The sequence below is a fragment of the Photobacterium swingsii genome, assembly GCF_024346715.1.
Taxonomy (GTDB): domain Bacteria; phylum Pseudomonadota; class Gammaproteobacteria; order Enterobacterales; family Vibrionaceae; genus Photobacterium; species Photobacterium swingsii.
In genome coordinates, this window is the sequence record NZ_AP024852.1 from 1,064,207 (window position 1) to 1,082,938 (window position 18,732).

General features: G+C 43.7%; 19 protein-coding genes and 1 riboswitch. Of the genes, 12 read left to right on the plus strand and 7 right to left on the minus strand.

What is annotated here, in order from left to right; all coding sequences use genetic code 11:
- Positions 1-294 precede the first annotated feature (294 nt).
- Complete coding sequence (locus tag OCU77_RS05195; RefSeq protein ID WP_048898775.1) at positions 295-879, plus strand: VOC family protein; 585 nt, start codon at positions 295-297, stop codon at positions 877-879.
- Positions 880-972: 93 nt separating this feature from the next.
- Here the strand turns inward: OCU77_RS05195 and purU are convergent, their stop codons facing one another.
- Complete coding sequence (gene purU / locus OCU77_RS05200; protein WP_048898717.1) at positions 973-1,806, minus strand: formyltetrahydrofolate deformylase; 834 nt, start codon at positions 1,804-1,806, stop codon at positions 973-975.
- Positions 1,807-1,988: 182 nt separating this feature from the next.
- Between purU and OCU77_RS05205 the strand changes: the two genes are divergently transcribed.
- The 7 genes from OCU77_RS05205 (at position 1,989) to rnd (ending at position 9,879) form a co-directional block, all read left to right on the plus strand.
- Positions 1,989-3,926 carry an ATP-dependent DNA helicase gene (locus OCU77_RS05205; protein ID WP_048898718.1) on the plus strand — a complete coding sequence of 646 codons (1,938 nt, stop codon included), beginning with the start codon at positions 1,989-1,991 and terminating at the stop codon, positions 3,924-3,926.
- 20 nt (positions 3,927-3,946) lie between these two features.
- Positions 3,947-4,648, plus strand: coding sequence for a tRNA (adenosine(37)-N6)-threonylcarbamoyltransferase complex dimerization subunit type 1 TsaB (gene tsaB, locus OCU77_RS05210; protein ID WP_107302349.1), 702 nt, complete (start codon positions 3,947-3,949; stop codon positions 4,646-4,648).
- 34 nt (positions 4,649-4,682) lie between these two features.
- A complete protein-coding gene (locus OCU77_RS05215; RefSeq protein ID WP_048898719.1) occupies positions 4,683-4,985 on the plus strand; it encodes a hypothetical protein in 303 nt (100 codons plus the stop codon).
- A gap of 85 nt (positions 4,986-5,070) precedes the next feature.
- Entirely contained in the window at positions 5,071-5,619 is a 549-nt protein-coding gene (locus tag OCU77_RS05220) for a Slp family lipoprotein (protein WP_107302350.1), read from the plus strand.
- Positions 5,620-5,648: 29 nt separating this feature from the next.
- Positions 5,649-6,521 (plus strand): alpha/beta fold hydrolase, encoded by an 873-nt coding sequence (locus OCU77_RS05225; RefSeq protein WP_048898720.1) that lies wholly within the window; start codon positions 5,649-5,651, stop codon positions 6,519-6,521.
- Positions 6,522-6,793: 272 nt separating this feature from the next.
- Positions 6,794-8,482, plus strand: a complete 1,689-nt coding sequence (fadD, locus tag OCU77_RS05230) for a long-chain-fatty-acid--CoA ligase FadD (RefSeq protein ID WP_048898721.1) — start codon at positions 6,794-6,796, stop codon at positions 8,480-8,482.
- 275 nt (positions 8,483-8,757) lie between these two features.
- Complete coding sequence (gene rnd / locus OCU77_RS05235; RefSeq protein WP_107302351.1) at positions 8,758-9,879, plus strand: ribonuclease D; 1,122 nt, start codon at positions 8,758-8,760, stop codon at positions 9,877-9,879.
- A 72-nt stretch (positions 9,880-9,951) separates the two neighbouring features.
- On the opposite strand, the gene minE is transcribed toward rnd, so the two are convergent.
- Genes minE through minC form a run of 3 tightly spaced genes read right to left on the minus strand, consistent with a single transcriptional unit; the run spans position 9,952 to position 11,711 of the window.
- Positions 9,952-10,212 carry a cell division topological specificity factor MinE gene (minE, locus tag OCU77_RS05240; RefSeq protein ID WP_048898722.1) on the minus strand — a complete coding sequence of 87 codons (261 nt, stop codon included), beginning with the start codon at positions 10,210-10,212 and terminating at the stop codon, positions 9,952-9,954.
- 2 nt (positions 10,213-10,214) lie between these two features.
- Entirely contained in the window at positions 10,215-11,027 is an 813-nt protein-coding gene (gene minD / locus OCU77_RS05245) for a septum site-determining protein MinD (protein ID WP_048898723.1), read from the minus strand.
- A 21-nt stretch (positions 11,028-11,048) separates the two neighbouring features.
- Positions 11,049-11,711 carry a septum site-determining protein MinC gene (gene minC, locus OCU77_RS05250; protein ID WP_048898724.1) on the minus strand — a complete coding sequence of 221 codons (663 nt, stop codon included), beginning with the start codon at positions 11,709-11,711 and terminating at the stop codon, positions 11,049-11,051.
- Between the two features lie 222 nt (positions 11,712-11,933).
- On the opposite strand from minC, the gene OCU77_RS05255 reads away from it, so the two are divergent.
- Together OCU77_RS05255 and OCU77_RS05260 are read left to right on the plus strand one after the other, a co-directional pair.
- Entirely contained in the window at positions 11,934-12,215 is a 282-nt protein-coding gene (locus OCU77_RS05255; protein WP_048898725.1) for a YcgL domain-containing protein, read from the plus strand.
- Between the two features lie 7 nt (positions 12,216-12,222).
- On the plus strand, positions 12,223-13,188 hold the full coding sequence (locus OCU77_RS05260) for a lytic murein transglycosylase (RefSeq protein ID WP_107302352.1): 966 nt from the start codon (positions 12,223-12,225) through the stop codon (positions 13,186-13,188).
- Between the two features lie 386 nt (positions 13,189-13,574).
- Here OCU77_RS05260 and OCU77_RS05265 read toward each other — a convergent pair whose 3' ends face one another.
- Positions 13,575-13,976: an H-NS family histone-like protein gene (locus OCU77_RS05265; RefSeq protein WP_048898726.1), complete on the minus strand. Its 402-nt coding sequence runs from the start codon at positions 13,974-13,976 to the stop codon at positions 13,575-13,577.
- 369 nt (positions 13,977-14,345) lie between these two features.
- Positions 14,346-14,528, plus strand: a riboswitch (Lysine riboswitch).
- A 95-nt stretch (positions 14,529-14,623) separates the two neighbouring features.
- Here OCU77_RS05265 and OCU77_RS05270 point away from each other — a divergent pair.
- Both OCU77_RS05270 and OCU77_RS05275 read left to right on the plus strand, forming a co-directional pair.
- Complete coding sequence (locus OCU77_RS05270) at positions 14,624-16,219, plus strand: Na+/H+ antiporter NhaC family protein (RefSeq protein WP_048898727.1); 1,596 nt, start codon at positions 14,624-14,626, stop codon at positions 16,217-16,219.
- 226 nt (positions 16,220-16,445) lie between these two features.
- Positions 16,446-17,024, plus strand: coding sequence for a thymidine kinase (locus OCU77_RS05275; RefSeq protein ID WP_048898728.1), 579 nt, complete (start codon positions 16,446-16,448; stop codon positions 17,022-17,024).
- A 282-nt stretch (positions 17,025-17,306) separates the two neighbouring features.
- Here OCU77_RS05275 and hisIE read toward each other — a convergent pair whose 3' ends face one another.
- Together hisIE and hisF are read right to left on the minus strand one after the other, a co-directional pair.
- The gene (hisIE, locus tag OCU77_RS05280; protein WP_048898729.1) at positions 17,307-17,948 is read right to left on the minus strand and encodes a bifunctional phosphoribosyl-AMP cyclohydrolase/phosphoribosyl-ATP diphosphatase HisIE; all 642 of its coding nucleotides are present in this window, start codon (positions 17,946-17,948) and stop codon (positions 17,307-17,309) included.
- On the minus strand, positions 17,945-18,718 hold the full coding sequence (gene hisF / locus OCU77_RS05285) for an imidazole glycerol phosphate synthase subunit HisF (RefSeq protein WP_048898730.1): 774 nt from the start codon (positions 18,716-18,718) through the stop codon (positions 17,945-17,947). The genes hisIE and hisF overlap by 4 nt, the downstream gene beginning before the upstream one ends.
- Positions 18,719-18,732: the final 14 nt, after the last annotated feature.

Genomic DNA, 18,732 nt, shown 5'->3' on the forward strand with positions numbered 1-18,732 from the left:
CCCTAGGGAATTGGCTTGCGTGAGTATTTTTGACGGGCTAGTGTTGCTTTCAGAAAAGAAAGTCTGCGAACACAGATTCTTAATACCCTAATAATACCCACAAATTGAGGTGTTTTGGCAACCCATAAAGTGTATTGTTTGCGATTTTTTTTTCGCTTTGAGCGCAGGGTGAAAATTATGCACCAAGTAAGACAGAATAAGGTCTGTAGCGGTAAAGGTTATCCTTTCGTCTATCGTTAAAACATGGATAATTATGCGCTTGCTAATAAATATAAAAACAACGGGAGAAAAAACATGCAAAAGCTCTTTGATGCGGGGTTGCACCCTGAGCAAATGTTGGCACAGCTGCCTGCGTTCATGCGCAAGATTTCGGATTTATCGTTGGCTTTAGGCATCGATTTGTCACCGTATCAAGCTGACCATATTGCGTTGCGTGTTAACGATGCGGAACTGGCGAAAGCATTGCATCAAGCTTGGCTAGCTTACGGCGAAGAATGGTCTAATAACGAAATTAATGGTCGCCCTATTGTCGTTATTGGCTTTGCTAAGCCATTAGAGGTTGCAGGCTGGACAATTGAAGCGCTTGAATTGCCTTATCCAAGTGACAAAGTTTATCCACAGCAGGGGTGGGAGCACGTTGAATTCGTTATTCCGTCGAGTGTGTCGACAACGGATGAATTAAAAGCATCGTTAGATCAGCAATTACCATCATTGGCTTGGGATGCATTAACGGAACAGGGCATTAAGGTGAAAGCGAGCTCGCCATCAGGTGAGCACGAGCGTTTAGCTAACCCTACCTATGCATTTAAGCAAGGTAATATCTGTATTAAGCTTCACCCTTGTAGTTTAAAAGCGGTTATTGACAGTGAGTCTGAATAATCGCTAGTACAGATAAGAAAGGCGTACAGAGCAGTACGCCTTTTGTGTATTTGCAGCCAATGTTGTTTAGCGGGGATGCTTTATAAGGGGCTGTTACAGAATGACAGTTCGATTTCCCAGAACAAAGACCCGATCGTCTAGTACTAACCCTAACGCCTTACTTAATACTGATTTTTCAACGTCACGACCTGAGCGTGCCATGTCATCGGCACTGAAATTGTGATCAACAGGGATGACATTTTGGGTAATGATAGGCCCTTCATCGAGATCGTTTGTCACAAAGTGAGCCGTTGCCCCAATAATTTTCACACCTCGTTCATACGCTTGTAAGTAGGGTTTGGCACCAATAAAAGCAGGTAAAAAACTGTGATGGATATTGATGATTTTATGGGGGAGGGCTGCTACGAAATCTGGTGTGAGAATACGCATGTATTTTGCGAGTACAACGTAATCGGGCTGGTATTGATTAATCACCTTCAAAAGTGCGGTTTCGTGTTCTTCTCGGCTGATACCTTCGTGGCTAATGTAATGAAACGGAATATCAAATTTCTCCGTTAGCCCCTGTAAGCTGTCGTAATTACTAACCACGGCGGTAATGTCCACATCCAAACTGCCATCGAAGGCTTTTACTAAGATATCGCCCAAGCAATGTGCCTCTTTGGTGACCATAATAACGATGCGCTTACGCGCTGAACTGATCAACTGGCGGTGGCTGCCTTGCGGTAGAGCGTGGTCAAGATCGAGTAAGAAGGTCTCATCATTGAATACCCCCTCTAATTCTGTGCGCATAAAGAACTGGCGATTTGGGTTATCAACAAATTCATTATTGTGAATAATATTCAGTTGATGCTTGTAACAAATATTGGTGATTTTCGATATTAGGCCGACAGCATCTGGGCAGTCGGTGAGTAACGTCTTCTTTTCCATTGTCTTCCTTGAATATTTATTTTAATAATCCTCTCTCTTTATTACTCGCTATTGTGTGTATGGTCAAAGGCTTTCCACTTCTATCGTATCGTGCTGAAACCCTATTTGCGTAATTAATCGTGGTCGCATGCGGTGAATATTGGCATAATGGCGCGTTATCTACTGTATAAATAACCAATACTATGATTGAGAAGTTTTTTGCTGCAGGCGGCGCGTTAGACAAGGCGATCCCTGGTTTTCAGGCACGCCAACCTCAAATTGATATGGCAAAAGCGGTCGACAGTGCTATCAATGAGCAAACTCAGCTAGTGGTCGAAGCTGGAACGGGCACAGGTAAAACATTTGCCTATGTGGTTCCAGCTCTAGTCCGAGGCAAAAAAACCATCATAAGTACAGGCTCTAAGAACTTACAGGAACAGCTTTTTCACCGTGATTTGCCGCTTATGGCCGACGCGTTAGGGTTTACTGGGCGTGTTTCTTTACTGAAAGGGCGAAGCAACTACCTTTGCCATGATCGCCTAAGCCGCCAGATCACCGAAAGCCATGGTCAGTATGCGGATCCTACCTTGCTTACCCAGCTTGTGAAGATTCGCACTTGGTCATCTGCCACAAAAACCGGCGACTTAGGTGAATGTGAAACCATTGCCGAAGATAGCCCGGTGATCCCTATGATCACTTCTAATAACGATAACTGCTTAGGACGAGAGTGTCCTTCATACGATGATTGCTTCGTAGTAAGAGCTCGCCGTAAAGCCATGGAAGCTGATGTCGTGGTGGTGAACCATCACTTATTCCTTGCTGATTTAGCGATTAAAGAAACGGGCTTTGGTGAACTGATCCCTGAAGCGGAAGTGTTCATTTTTGATGAAGCCCACCAAATGCCTGACATTGCCAGCCAGTATTTTGGTCAGAGTTTATCGAGCCGTCAGCTGCAAGAACTCGCCAAAGATATTGAAATTGGTTATCGCACAGAAGCTAAAGACATGCGTCAATTGCAAAAAATGGCGGATCGTTTATCTCAGGCGGCAGCGGAAATGCGCATTGTGCTTGGGGAACCCGGTTTCCGTGGTAACTGGCGTGATGCGTCAAGTAACCCCGCAATTCAACGTGAATTAGTTCGCTTGAGTGATGCATTAGAGCTGGCGCATGAAGTGTTAAAGTTGGCGTTAGGGCGAAGCCAATTATTGGATGCCGCCTTTGAGCGAGCAACGTTGTTAAAAGCACGGTTAGAGCGTTTGGCCGATACCTCGATCACGGGTTATTCCTATTGGTATGAGTGTACCCCGCGTCATTTTAGTTTGAATATTACACCGCTATCGGTTGCTGATAAGTTTCGTGAGCAAATGCAGCAACAGCAAGGGGCGTGGATTTTCACTTCTGCGACTCTAGCCGTTGATGATGATTTTGGTCACTTTAGCCACCGTTTGGGGCTAGAACCGAAACAGCAATTTTCGTTAGAAAGCCCCTTTGATTATGCATCGCAAGCGTTACTCTGTGTCCCTCGATTCTTACCTGAGCCGAATAGCTTTGGTATTGCCGATAAGCTGGTGGAAATGCTTGCGCCGATTATTGAGCATAACCAAGGGCGTTGTTTCTTTTTATGTACCTCTCACCAAATGGTACGAGACTTAGCGGAAGGCTTTAGAGCAGTATTAGATATTCCCGTTCTTGTTCAGGGAGAAACGACCAAGCAGCGCTTATTAGCGGAATACTTGGAGCGAGGGAACGCGTTATTGGTCGCTACAGGCGCATTTTGGGAGGGAATTGATGTTAGAGGGCAAGCCCTTAGCTGTGTTATTATCGACAAATTGCCTTTTACTGCACCGGATGATCCGTTGCTAAAAGCGCGTATTGAAGATTGCCGTTTACGTGGCGGCGATCCTTTTGCGCAGGTCCAAATTCCTGATGCTGTTATCACCTTGAAACAAGGGGTGGGGCGCCTAATCCGCGATAAGAAGGATAAGGGGGTCTTAGTTATTTGTGACAACCGATTAGTTACCCGCCCGTATGGCGCGGTATTTTTACGAAGTCTACCGTCAATCCCGCGTACGCGCGATGTGGCTGGCGTTGGGCAGTTCCTGAGTGCAATCAACGATCTTGATTGTACCGAAGTTAAGTAATTTAGCATTCAGAGGCTTGAATGAGCACCAAAATCCTAGCGGTTGATACCGCAACCGAGAACTGTTCTGTTGCCCTTATGGTGGGTGATGAGGTGATTTCACGTTGTGAATATGCACCGCGTGAGCACACCACAAAAATCTTACCTATGGTTGACGAAGTGTTAGCTGAAGGTGGCGTTACGCTTAAGCAGCTTGATGCCCTCGCATTTGGCCGTGGCCCTGGTAGTTTTACTGGCGTACGTATCGGTATTGGTATCGCCCAAGGGTTAGCGTTTGGCGCAGATTTACCTATGGTCGGTGTCTCGACATTGGCTGCAATGGCGCAAGGCACTTACCGTACTCATCAAGCTGAGCGTGTACTGACTGCCATTGACGCGCGTATGGGTGAATTGTACTGGGGGCAATATGCTCGCCAAGCGAATGGTGACTGGTTGGTACAAGGCAATGAGCTGGTGATTGCTCCGGCTGATTTATTGGCTAACTTTGAGTCTCAAAAAGGCACGTGGTTAACGGCAGGTACAGGTTGGGCGGAATATGCTGAACCTCTAGCGCAGTTAGATGTCGAAACTGAACAAGGCACAATCTTGTATCCTGACTCTCAAGATATGGTTGTGTTGGCGAATTTTGCCTTTGCACGTGGTGAAGCTGTGGAAGCGGAACATGCGAGCCCAGTGTATCTTCGTGATAAAGTAACGTGGAAAAAACTACCGGGTCGTGAGTAATCACGACTAGCAAGCGAGGGATAACTCTACAGCTATGGTTTCTATTCATCGTTTACCGCCATCGATAAACCCGCAGCAGAAGCCGCGGGTTTCAAAAACACCTACCTCACAGCCAGCAACTGAACCAACGGCAGTATCCAAAGCCGTCGCCAAAGGTGTGGCACCATCGGTCTCATCTGCTGAGCAGTCAGCGTTGATCCAAGAAGCGCATAGCCACATCCAATATGACCAGCCTGATGGCAAACACCGTGATGCAGTGTCATCGTATTTGAATGTCATGCATCAAAATAAACGCGATGAGCTTTCAGCCATGATAGGCGTCGACATCTATGCCTAATTTAGCCTAAAGCCAAGTAATCGTTTGCTTAAATTTAGGTGTTGTAATGATGAGCGTATAATGAACAATTGTTATGGAGAAACGCATGTTTAAAAAGCTATTTCTTGGGGGAGTCTTGTTCTTTATGGTAGGCTGCGCGAGCTTGCCTGAGACATTAAAAACGCAAACTGAAGATCCTATTATGGATCTTGTGAGCATCATAGATGATCCTGAGGGTGCACAAGGGCAAGAGGTTCGTTTAGGCGGTATTATTGCCTCGATAACCAATGAAAAAGAACGCACGCGTTTAGAAATAGCGAGTTTACCTTTGACCTCTGATGGTCGCCCACGAATAGACTCAAAGCCTGTTGGACGCTTCGTTGCTTATGTACCTGGCTTTCTTGAGCCATTGGAATATGCCCCTGATCGTTTAGTGACGGTTGTTGGTCGCTTGACGGGTAAGGAAGAGGGAAAAGTCGGCGAGCATGAATATGTGTTTCCTGTTGTAGATGCAACGGGTAATCAAATTTGGCGAGTAAAACAAGAAATCCGTATGGATGATTTTGATTCGTACCATAGCTGCTTTGGTTCACGTTGTTCGTACTTTGGTTTTGGGACCACGCGTGGTGAGGTATATCACCGTGTAACCAAATAGCATTGAAGCTGTTTGATTCGAGAAAGATAATGAAAGAAACGGCTTTTCAGCTTGCAGAGCGTCAGCTCGCAGCCCTAACAGTGGCTAAGACGGATGCTGAAAAGCCGATAATGTTAATGCTTCATGGTTGGCAAGATAATGCCGCCAGCTTTAGCCACCTATTTCCGCAGTTGCAAGACCACTATCGCCTCTATGCGCTAGATTGGCCGGGACACGGTTATTCAGAGCGAAGAGATGCCGATAACTATTATCACTTCTTTGATTATGTCGATGATTTACACCAAGTTGTATTGCAGTTAAATACCAATAAGGTGTACGTGGTCGGGCATTCATTAGGCGCGTTAGTGGCTTCTACTTATGCTGCCGCTTTTCCTGAGAACGTTTTAGGTCTAGTGCTTATTGAAGGTTTATCACCTTTATATGAAGCACCTGAGAATACAGCGCAACGGTTACGTCAAGGGATCTTAAGTCGTCAGCGTTATCGTCAACGAAGCCAACGTAAACCACGTCGTAAAATGGTGTCATTTGAGCAAGCGTTGATGTTGCGTTGTCAGGTTAATCAACTGGATGAGGCGTTATTACGGCCTATCGTTAAGCGCGGGGTAGAGTACATAGAGGGTGGATACTATTGGCGGCACGATGAGCGCTTGCGGTGTGATTCTTTATACCGAATAGCACAAGAGCATGCACAAGCAACTATGTCGGCGATAGCGTGTCCGGTTTTGTCTATTGTGGGTGAGCACGGTTTTCCGCGCCTACAACAGAGAGCACCGGAATTAGGTTGGGTGAAAAATATTCAACAACAGCGAGTGGAAGGGGGGCATCATTGTCACCTTGAAAGTCCACAAGCGGTTTGTGATTCAATAGTGGCGTTTACGTCAAAAATTGACATTCAGTCCTAATCAGTAAGTGTTAATTATATGTTAGTTATGCTGTAATGTGATTATAAAGCATTGTTTGAATTATACTTATGCCCGTAGTTCTATGGTCATGATGTTGTTCTGGAAGAATAACTCAGCGTCGAATCCTACTTTGTCATCAGCGTGCTGGAGATAGAATCTAGGGATGAACGACGAGTCAATTACCTCACACCATGAACAGAGCCGTGTGGAATAGATAGTTTCTTTAACAGCAAATTCAATAGGCATCATCGCCAAGAAACAGGAGAGTGCAAGTGGATAAGGTTTGGCTTAACCGCTATCCGGAAGACGTACCGGCAGAAATTACCCCGGATCAATACCCATCGTTAGTTGAGATGTTTGAACAATCTGTTCAAAAGTATGCTGATCAAACAGCATTCATCAACATGGGCCAGGTGATGACCTTCCGTAAACTGGAAGAACGTAGCCGTGCGTTTGCCGCATATTTACAAAATGAGCTAAAGCTTAAAAAAGGCGATCGTGTTGCCGTGATGATGCCTAACTTGTTGCAATACCCTATTGCGCTGTTTGGTATTTTACGTGCGGGTTGTGTTGTGGTGAATGTTAACCCACTTTATACCCCACGTGAACTTGAGCATCAGTTGAACGATTCAGGTGCGAAGAGCATTGTTATTGTCTCTAACTTCGCTCATACGCTTGAAAGTGTAGTGAAAAATACGGGTGTTAAACACGTTATTTTGACGCGTCTTGGTGACCAGCTTTCACGCCCTAAAGGGACTTTGGTAAACTTTGTTGTTAAATACATCAAAAAGATGGTGCCAAAATACGATTTACCACATGCGATTTCATTACGCTCGGCACTGAGCAAAGGTCGTCGTATGCAGTATGTGAAGCCGTTCATGTCAGGTGATGATATTGCCTTTCTGCAGTACACAGGTGGTACGACGGGTGTGGCGAAAGGTGCAATGTTAACGCATCGTAATATGCTCGCGAACGTGATGCAGGCGAAAGCCGCATACGGTCCAGTATTAACGGAAGGCCGTGAGCTTATCGTTACGGCTTTACCGCTATACCATGTGTTTGCACTAACAGTTAACTGCTTATTGTTTATTGAGATGGGCGGTCAAAGTTTATTAATCACCAACCCGCGTGATATTCCTACTTTTGTTAAAGAGCTGCAGCGTTACTCATTTACTGCCATTACAGGTGTAAACACACTTTTCAACGCGCTACTTAACCATGCTGATTTCAGTAAACTGGATTTCAGTAACCTTCGCCTGTCAGTGGGTGGCGGTATGGCTGTGCAGCGTGCGGTTGCTGAAAAATGGAAAGCAACGACAGGTAATTACTTGCTTGAAGGCTATGGTCTGACGGAGTGTTCTCCTCTTGTGGCGGCATACCCATACGATCTGGTTGATTACAACGGCTCTATTGGTCTGCCTGTGCCATCAACGGAAGTCCGTCTTATTGATGACGAAGGAAATGTTGTGGGTAATGATCAAGTGGGTGAACTACAGGTTCGTGGTCCACAGGTGATGAAAGGTTACTGGCAACGTCCTGAAGACACACGTGATATTCTGTCTGAAGATGGCTGGTTATCAACGGGTGATATCGTGCGTTTTGATGACGACGGCTTTTTGCATATTGTCGATCGCAAAAAAGACATGATCTTGGTATCTGGCTTTAATGTTTATCCGAATGAAATCGAAGATGTTGTTGCCTTGCACGGTAAAGTCCTTGAAGTTGCAGCGATCGGTATGCCACATGAGGTTTCGGGTGAAGTTGTGAAGGTTTGTGTTGTTAAGCGTGATTCAACATTAACGCGTGATGATCTACTCGCACACTGTCGTGAACATCTAACGGGCTACAAAATTCCTAAAATTGTAGAATTCCGTGATGAATTGCCAAAGACCAATGTGGGTAAAATCTTGCGCCGTGCATTGCGCGAAGAGCAAGATAAAAAACTGAAGCAAGAAGCGTAAGTTAGCCTTAGGTATTTCGATGGCTTTCGCCTTTGAAGACTATAATGGGTTACAATACGTAAAAGTATTAAAGTGCTGGCTGTTGCTGGCACTTTTTGCGTTTTACTGTCGTGGTGAATACCAATTGAAGAATGCTCTCCCCTTGATAGGACTAGGTACTGAACGACCAGTTTAAAAGGTAGTGAGATAATTTTTCAATTCGGTATTTCCATACGGCATTTTTATTTATAACCATAAATACACGGTGCACTCGGTAGTGCTAAAAAAGGTTTGCTGTGAAATTTGAAATCATAACGACAACAGAACGGTTAACAACAGTATGTGAACAAGCGGCGACTCAGCAATATGTCATGCTTGATACTGAATTTGTTCGTACGCGTACGCTTTACCCTAAACTGGGTTTGGTACAACTTTTCGATGGCACGACCCTATCATTGATAGATCCTATTGCGATCGAAGAGATGGAACCATTATGGGCGTTGCTACGAGACCAGTCGGTAACGAAAGTTCTGCATGCGTGTGGTGAAGATTTAGAAGTGTTCCAGCATTATGCGGGTTGCTTACCTGTACCTATGCTGGATACTCAGTTGATGGCGGCATTCTTAGGCCATGGCATTTCAACGGGTTTTGGTGCTTTAGTCAGTGAGTATGTCGGTGTTGATCTTGAAAAGGGTGAGGCGCGGACTAACTGGATGGCACGTCCTTTAACCGATAAACAGCTCGATTATGCTGCAGCTGATGTTTATTACCTTAAGCCTTTGTTTGAAACCTTGTTAACCAAGGTGCAAGAGAAGGGCAGAGTTGCAGCATTAGAAGATGAGTGCGCAAGCTTAATGCTAAAACGCACCCAGCAAACCGATCCTGATAAAGCGTACCTTGATATTAAGAATGCATGGCAGCTGAACCCACAGCAGTTAGCGGTACTGCAGAAGTTGGCGAAATGGCGTGTGCTTGAAGCCCGTAAACGTGACCTGGCTCTTAACTTTGTGGTAAAAGAACTAAGCCTTTGGAAAGTTGCGCGTTACAACATTAAATCCAAAGCCATGATGTTACGTGAAGAGTTTGATGAGCGTGAAGTACAACGTCATGCGGGTCGCTTAGTCAAAATGGTCTTTGATACGGAAGACATGAACCCTGCGGATTACCCAGAAAAAATCGTACGCTTGGTCGACTTAAGTGGCTATAAACAGCTGGTGAAGAAAATTAAAGATGAAGTAACTAAAGTGGAAGCTGAAACTGGATTAGCCTCTGAATTTTTAGCATCTAAAAAACAAATTAATCAGCTTATTTCGTGGGCCTGGAAGAATGAACGCCCGCAAGATAAAAAGCCTGAAATGCTAAAAACATGGCGTCAGCCGTTATTTGAAGCGCGCGTATTACCTTTGTTAGATCGCTAACGTTTACATAGTTAGCGAGATACAAAAAAGCCACTGTTTTAAACAGTGGCTTTTTTAATGCGCAAAACTGGCTTATTTATCTTCAGGCAGTGTTACGTTGAGCTCTAAAACAGAAAGGTCTTCTTCTTTCTGATCTAAATTGACCGTCACTTGCTCAGGGCTGATCTGCACATACTTACGGATCACTTCCAGAATGTCTTGCTTCAGCTGTGGAATATAGCTGGGCGTAGCTTGACTGGCTGAGCGACGTTCAGCAACGATGATTTGTAGGCGCTCTTTCGCTACATTCGCTGTTTTGGTTTTCTTTGGGCGGAAAAACTCTAGCAATGCCATTATCAGCCTCCAAATAGACGTTTAAGGAAGCCTTTTTTCTCTTCCTCTAAGAAACGGAATGGGCGTTCCTCGCCCATCAGACGTGCTACGGTATCAGCGTATGCCTGTCCTGCATCTGATTCTTTATCAAAGATGACAGGTTCACCTTTGTTTGATGCATTAAGTACAGCTTGTGATTCAGGAATAACACCAAGCAGAGGAATGTGTAGAATTTCTTCTACATCTTCAACACTTAGCATTTCACCTTGAACCACACGTGCTGGGTTGTAACGTGTTAACAGCAGGTGCGTCTTCACTGGTTCTTCTGCATTCTCTGCACGACGAGACTTAGAGTCAAGAATGCCAAGAATGCGGTCTGAATCGCGTACAGACGAGACTTCAGGGTTAGTGGTTACAATGGCTTCATCTGCAAAGTACAATGCCATTAGCGCGCCCGTTTCAATGCCTGCTGGAGAGTCACAAATAATAAACTCAAAACCCATTTCAGTCATGTCGTTGAACACACGCTCAACACCATCTCGGCTTAGTGCATCTTTATCACGCGTTTGAGAAGCGGGTAAAACATATAAATTGTCTACACGCTTATCTTTAATTAGTGCTTGGTTTAGATTTGCTTCGCCGTTGATCACATTAACAAAGTCATAAACAACACGACGCTCACAACCCATAATCAAGTCTAGGTTACGCAAGCCAATATCAAAATCGATAACCGCTGTTTTTTTTCCGCTAACGGCTAAACCTGATGCAATTGCTGCGCTTGATGTTGTTTTACCAACGCCACCCTTACCAGAGGTAACAACGATAATACGAGCCATTCATTAATTCCTTATAAAACGTTATAGAGCAAGAGGCTCTATGTTTAAATTATTTTCAGCAAGTGAGATAACGGCACCTTTACCCCAGAACCCATCTTCAATTTTGTCGCTTAACCAAAAATTGCCATCAATTGACACAAGTTCAGGTTGAAGGTTGTGGCAGAAGATACGCGCTTGTTTTTGTCCATTAGCACCTGCAATAGCGCGACCGCGTAATACGCCATATACATGAATACAGCCGTCAGCAATAATTTCTGCGCCTGCACTTACGTTACTCATTACCACCAAATCACAATTCTTTGCGTAAATTTGTTGGCCCGATCTCACGGGTGTGCGAATGATCCGTGTTGGCTCCATTGCTGGCACATTGGGTTGAATTTGTTTGGCGGCATTCATAACCGCTAATCCAGCTTCTTTAGCGAGGCTTTGCATTTTTGTGTCTTTACAACCACTGATACCGACAGGAATCATTCCAGCTTCAGTGATGCCTGCTTTCAGCTGTTTGAAGTCTATATTGGTGCCCGCATTTGAAATGTCGATGACAATGGGAGCGGCAGCAAAAAAATTGGGCGCTTGGTTCACTTTTTCTTTTAGGTGATCCGTTGCCTGCTGAATGTCTTCATTACTGAGATGAAGTGCTGAGAGCGTGAATGTGCTCCCTTTTAGTTCTGCCTGTTTAGTCATAGTCTTTTTACTGACTGAAGCGAAATTAGCCGTTCAGATACGTTATCACATAGGTATAAGCATGTTATATTCCAAACTGTTTATCAGCAAGCTATCCTTGCTCTAGCGTTGTAAATTCAGACAAAGCTCTCATCTGGTCAGTGAAAATATTCCTTATTCTAGGGAATGAAATCTCAGTTATAAGGTCAGATGTAATTAAGAGCGTAACTAACAGGCAGCAAAATGTTTTGTTCAATCTATAAAAGTCCAAAGAAAGAAAATACGTACCTATATGTTATTAAGAAGGACGATTTCTCGGCTGTGCCTGAAACGTTACTCGCAACATTCGGTACACCACAACTTGTCATGGTGGTGAAGTTAGCTGGCGATCGCAAATTAGCGGGCGCAGACATTGAAAAAGTGAAATCAGATTTAGCCACTGTCGGTTATTATTTACAATTGCCGCCTCCAGTGACTAATTTATTAGATGAATATAAAGCAGCCAAGGCGGCTATAAAGTCTTAAGGTTTATATGTATAAGCGTTTGATTTCGGTCTTAGTGGCCATAGGGATAGGTACATCCACCGCAGCTTTTGCAGATGAAGGGTTTGATAAATACGTTGAAAGCTTAAAAACGGAAGCAAAAGAGTCCGGTATTAGTGCTAGCACTATTACGGCTGCTTTTGAGGGAATCACTTTTACCGAACGCGCTGTTAAAGCCGACAAGAATCAGCCAGAAAAAAAGCTCACCCTGGATGAGTATATTCCTCGAGCTGTACCTGATTGGAAAGTAAAGCAAGCGAACCAGCTGTATCAAAAGCATCGAAAAACGCTTGAGGCAGTAGGAAAAAAATATGGTGTTCAGCCACGTTTTATTGTTGCGCTTTGGGGAGTAGAGAGTAATTTCGGCCGCCTTATGGGTAATTATAATGTGGTAGAAGCGCTTTCAACTTTGGCTTATGAAGGACGCCGCGAAGCATTTTTTAGAAAGCAAGTCATGGCTGCATTACAAATATTAGATGAAGGCCATATCGCTGCAAAGGATATGAAAGGTTCATGGGCTGGCGCAATGGGGCAACCTCAGTTTATGCCAACCTCCTTTTTAACGTTTGCAGTGGATGGAAATAACGACGGACGAGTCGATATTTGGAATACCCAAGCGGATGTTTTTGCTTCAGCGGCTAATTACCTGAGTAAATCTGGCTGGGATGATGCGTATACTTGGGGACGACAAGTCAGTATTCCTAGCTTGCCTGAAAATCTTAAAGGCGTGCAATTAGAAAAAGCGAAAACATTAAGTGAATGGCAAGGTTTAGGTGTACGCAAGTTAGATGGTAGCGCCTTACCTAACGTTGATATTGATGCATGGTTGATACAGCCAGATGATCAACATGGCCGTGCTTATCTCATTTATGATAATTACCAGACATTGCTTAAATGGAATAGATCGCATTATTTCGCACTTGCTGTAAGTCATTTAGCTGACCGTATTCGCTAAAAAAATCGAGCATATACTTTAAAGCCAGAGCCCGCGCTCTGGCTTTTTTGTTATATTTATCAATAGTGTGAGATGGCTCACTCTGGCATGATTTGTTTTGATGTTAATACCTATTCTCGACTGCCTTCATGATACGAATTATCCCTATGAATAGAACCTTTGATCGTAAAAGACTTTCTTCGTGCTGTTTGTCACATTGAAGCTTGGGCGTGTGTTGAGTACCTGCAAAGAATGCATTTTTGGCAAAGTTAGAGCTAATTCGCTTCTATTGAGCAAGACGACGCAGACAATTAGCAAGGAGAGAGTGAGCGAGAGAGAGGAAATAATCCTGATGTAAAGGTACAAAAAAACCCAGACAGTGCTGGGCTTTTATCAAGAATTAGAAATTAGATTTCAAATTCTTCTAGAGAGCGACCTTGGTCTAGTGCAGTTTTAAGTGCTGAAGGTGTGCGACCTTGACCAGTCCATGTTTTTTCTTCGCCGTTTTCGTCAACGAATTTATATTTAGCAGGGCGAGCAGCACGTTTTGCTTTTGGTGCTTTAGCGCCACCTAGAGAACCTAATAGTTCTTCTGGGTCGATACCGTCTGCTAGCAGCATTTCACGGTATTGGTTTAGTTTCTCTGTACGTTCTTTTTCTTTAGCAATTTCTTCAGCTTCAGATTCTTCACGCTCAGAAACGACTGTTTGAAGTTTTTCTAGGCCTTCTTGAAGTTGCTCTAGAGTATATTCACGAGCAAGAGCGCGTAGGCTACGTAGGTTTAATAGTGCTTTTAATGCGTCAGACATTTTTTATTTCCTGTTCATTTAAACTGGCTTGAAATAAGAATAGCAGTCAAGAGTTAATAAATGCAATAGTAATACTTCATATCTAATTTGCCAAACAAATTATTAATTAAAGTTATTAATAATTATTAATTTTAGGTTTTTTACGCTTTTTAGTAATTAGTTTTATGTTGTTTTAAAGTAAATGTGACCTAGTTATAAAATTGAATGAATAATAGAGAGAATTCTAAAGGTGGCCCTATTAGTAACTCAATAGGCTGTTGGCTTGTTCGTTTTTTGAGCTTGATGGTAAAATTATTCACTGTTTATGTTAAAAAATTCACGCTAACTTATTGCATCTTTGATTCGATTCCGTAGAATGGTTTGTACCTTCTTAAGGGTAGAGGCGCATTGTCTATAAGTAATTTGCTGGAGGTGATTCCGTTGATAGCAAATGAAAGGAGCCAATGCCGAAGTGAGAAAGGGCTGTCAAACCTTCTTGCTGGGGTTGTCATCGAATAGAGGCAACACTGCCATAGTATATAATTACATTAACTATGGAGCGCTACTGTGGGGTCGGAGGGTTTTCTTACTCTCTATATAGGCATCTCATCATGGCACACTTGTGTCAGCAGTAGATCTCCAACCAAGATTCGGTTGTAGTAGAGATCATGAACATTGTAGATTTTTCAAATTCCTCCATTTCATTATTGCCCCCATTGGTGGCATTGGGTCTAGCGATTTTAACGCGTCGCGTTTTGCTTTCGCTTGGTATGGGTGTTGCTTTAGGTGCACTATTACTAACGGACTTTTCCTTCACTCATTCAGCAAGTTACATCGGTACAACGGTTAAGGGTTTATTCATCGATGACGGTGCAATAAATAGCTGGAACATGAGTATTGTTGCCTTCCTTATCATCTTAGGTATGACAACAGCACTATTAACCCTGTCAGGTGGTACTCGCGCTTTTGCTGAATGGGCACAAACGCGGATTAAAACCAAACGCGGCTCTAAGCTTCTTGCTGCATTTTTAGGCGTGTTCATTTTTGTAGACGACTATTTTAATAGCCTAGCAGTAGGTGCGATTGCCCGTCCTGTGACTGACCGTTACTATGTTTCACGTGCGAAACTTGCGTACATTCTCGATTCCACTGCTGCGCCTATGTGTGTACTGATGCCAGCATCAAGCTGGGGCGCATACATAATTACGATTGTTGGTGGTATTTTAGTTTCACACGGTGTGACTGAATATTCAGCGCTAGGTGCATTTATGCAACTTGCACCAATGAATTTTTATGCCGTGTTTGCTTTGTTGATGGTTTTTGTTGTGTCTTGGTTCCAAATTGATGTTGGTCCAATGCTAAAGCATGAATTAGAGGCAAGTCGTGGCCATGGTTTTGATGAAGGTGATGACGACAACCAAGCAAAAGATCTCAATGATGAACTAGAAATTGAAGAAAGTGCGAATGGTCGCGTGTCTGATTTGGTGATGCCAATCGTTGCATTGATTGTGGCAACCTTCTTCTTCTTAATCTTTACGGGTTACCAAGCACTTGCAGCTGATGGCCAAGCATTTAACCTTTTAGGTGCGTTTGAAAATACCGATGTTGGTGCATCGCTGTGCTACGGTGGTGTGATTGGCTTCATTTGTGCGTTAATTCCTGTTATTCGCCAGCGTATTCCTGTTTCTGATGTCGTGAGCACGCTATGGATTGGTGCTAAATCTATGTTTGGCGCAATTTTAATTCTTTTATTTGCGTGGAGTATTGGTAGCGTCATTGGTGACATGGCAACAGGTAAATACCTGTCTACTTTGGTTCAAGGTAATGTGAACCCTATGCTACTGCCTGTTATTTTATTTGCGCTTGCAGGTGTGATGGCATTCTCAACCGGTACGTCATGGGGGACATTCGGTATTATGTTACCTATTGCCGGTGACTTGGCTGGAGCTACGGACATTGCTTTAATGCTGCCTATGCTCGCCGCTGTGCTTGCTGGTTCTGTTTTTGGTGATCACTGTTCACCAATTTCAGATACAACTATCTTGTCTTCAACAGGTGCACGTTGCCACCATATAGACCACGTATCGACACAGCTGCCTTATTCATTGTCTGTTGCACTTGTCTCCGCAGTTGGTTTCGTTGTGCTTGGTTTTACAGATTCCTTAGCGGTATCTTTCCTTGCTGCGACACTGGCATTTATTCTCGTGTGTGCGACATTGGGCTGGTTATCGCGTCGTCGTTTATCATCACCGGTGAATGCGTAAAAATTAGAACAAATACAAGTGATTGAACAGCATTAGATTCATTTTGCTTTGTTAATAAAAGAAACCAGTACACAGATGTGCTGGTTTTTTTATGGATAGCTATTTTCAATTCCGTGGCTAAAGTCGTAAAAACTTATGTCTATCTGCCAGTGTCGCTTTAATTATTCGTGTATTTTCTGTAGCATCTCGCCCGCACTTTCTTCACCCAGATGACTAGGAAAGCCTCATGGCCCAGATGTACTTTTATTACTCTGCAATGAATGCAGGTAAATCAACCACATTGCTGCAATCTTCATTTAATTATCGCGAACGTGGTATGACGCCACTTATTTTTACTGCGGCAATTGATGATCGTTTTGGCAAAGGAAAAGTGACATCGCGTATTGGTTTACAAGAGGAAGCTGAACTTTTCACGAGCGATGATAATTTATTCGATCGTATTGCAACCATTCACAATGGGCAGCATACAGATTGTGTGTTGATTGATGAATGCCAGTTCTTAAGTAAAGAGCAGGTATATCAATTAACTGAAGTTGTCGACAAATTACATATCCCCGTTTTATGCTATGGGTTGCGCAGTGATTTCCGAGGTGAGCTGTTTGAGGGTAGCCGCTATTTATTATCTTGGGCTGATAAGTTAGTTGAGTTAAAAACAATTTGTCATTGTGGACGCAAAGCGAATATGGTGATTCGCCAAGATGAAACGGGCCGCGCAATTGCAGATGGTGATCAAGTGGTTATTGGTGGTAATGATCGCTATGTATCTGTATGTCGTCGACATTATAAAGAAGCGCTAGGTCGTTAATCACTTCAGGTGACATGATTTAATAAAAAGCCCGCAACAGACTCCGAATCGTTGGACGTCATTTAGTTGCGGGCTTTTTGCTATTTAATATTCAAAGCTACGTTTATCTTATACCAATTTGGGTAAGTAAATGTTCAGGTGATTGCGCAGGAAAAAGCACTGAAAACAAGGCGTAGATTGCAGATAGCTAGTTGCTCTATCTACAAAATCTATAACGCAGTTATCATTGATTTTAACCAGCAAGAATGATCAGTTACTTAGTTAGATTGGTATTAGTTGTTGTTACTTATTGTGGCGCTCTTCTAAACGTTTAGTAATGTCTGCTAGTGACAAACCTTGGTCTTGCAACAGTACAATTAAGTGATAAAGCAAATCTGCCGACTCATTAACTAATTCCGCTTTGTCACCCGACGTTGCCGCAAGCGCGACTTCAACGCCTTCTTCGCCCACTTTTTGCGAAATACGTTTGGTACCACGGGCGTATAAACTGGCGGTATAAGACGATTCGGGATCACTATCTTTACGACTAGCCAATACTTGCTCAAGTTGATGAAGAAACACCAAAGCAGGTTGCTCTGTGGGGGTGCCATTTTTATTATCAAAGCACGTTTGTGTACCTAAGTGGCAGGTTGGGCCCACAGGGTTCACTTTTACTAAGAGAGTATCTTGGTCGCAATCGAGATCGATACTTTTAAGTTTAAGTACGTTGCCTGACGTTTCCCCTTTAGTCCATAAGCGTGATTTAGTGCGGGACCAGAAGGTAACTTGGCTTGTTTCTAGTGTTTTAGCGAGGGCTTCAGTATTCATATAACCCAGCATAAGCACTTGGCCGCTGGTATTATCTTGTACAATTGCAGGGATCAAGCCATCTACTTTTTCCCAGTTAATGGCACTGTTTAAATCGATAGTTGAGGCTGCATTCATAATCGGATCTCCACATCTTGTTCTTTAAGGTGCTGCTTTAACGCGCCAATATTGATGATCTGCTTATGGAAGACCGAAGCGGCAAGGGCGCCATCTACGTTGGCGAGTTTGAAAGCATCGGCAAAGTGGGTCATTTCACCTGCGCCCCCCGAAGCGATTAAAGGAACCTTACAAACCTCACGTACCATGTTGAGTTGTGCAATGTCATAACCGTTACGAACGCCATCTTGGTTCATCATGTTCAACACGATTTCGCCTGCGCCTCGGCGCTGTACTTCTTGTACCCAATCCTTTGTTTCCCATTGGGTGGCTTGGGTGCGATTTTCATCCCCAGTAAATTGGTAGACTTGGTATTTACCGGTTTCGGCATCAAAGTAAGAATCAATCCCGACTACGATACACTGCACCCCAAATTTATCGGCAAGCTCAGTGATAAGCTCTGGTTTGGCAAGAGCTGGGGAGTTAATGGATACTTTATCTGCCCCGAACTGCAATATACGGCTAGCATCGTCAGCCGATTTTATGCCGCCAGCGACACAAAAAGGAATGTCGATCACTTCTGCAACGCGTGCTACCCAGCTTTTGTCGACCACTCGACCGTCACTGGATGCGGTAATATCATAAAAAACCAATTCATCTGCGCCTTCTTCTGCGTAGCGTTTGGCGAGAGGGACAATATCACCAATGATTTCGTGATTACGAAATTGTACCCCTTTCACCACTTGACCATCTCGTACATCCAAACAAGGCACAATACGTCTTGCTAACATGTCATCACTCCTTG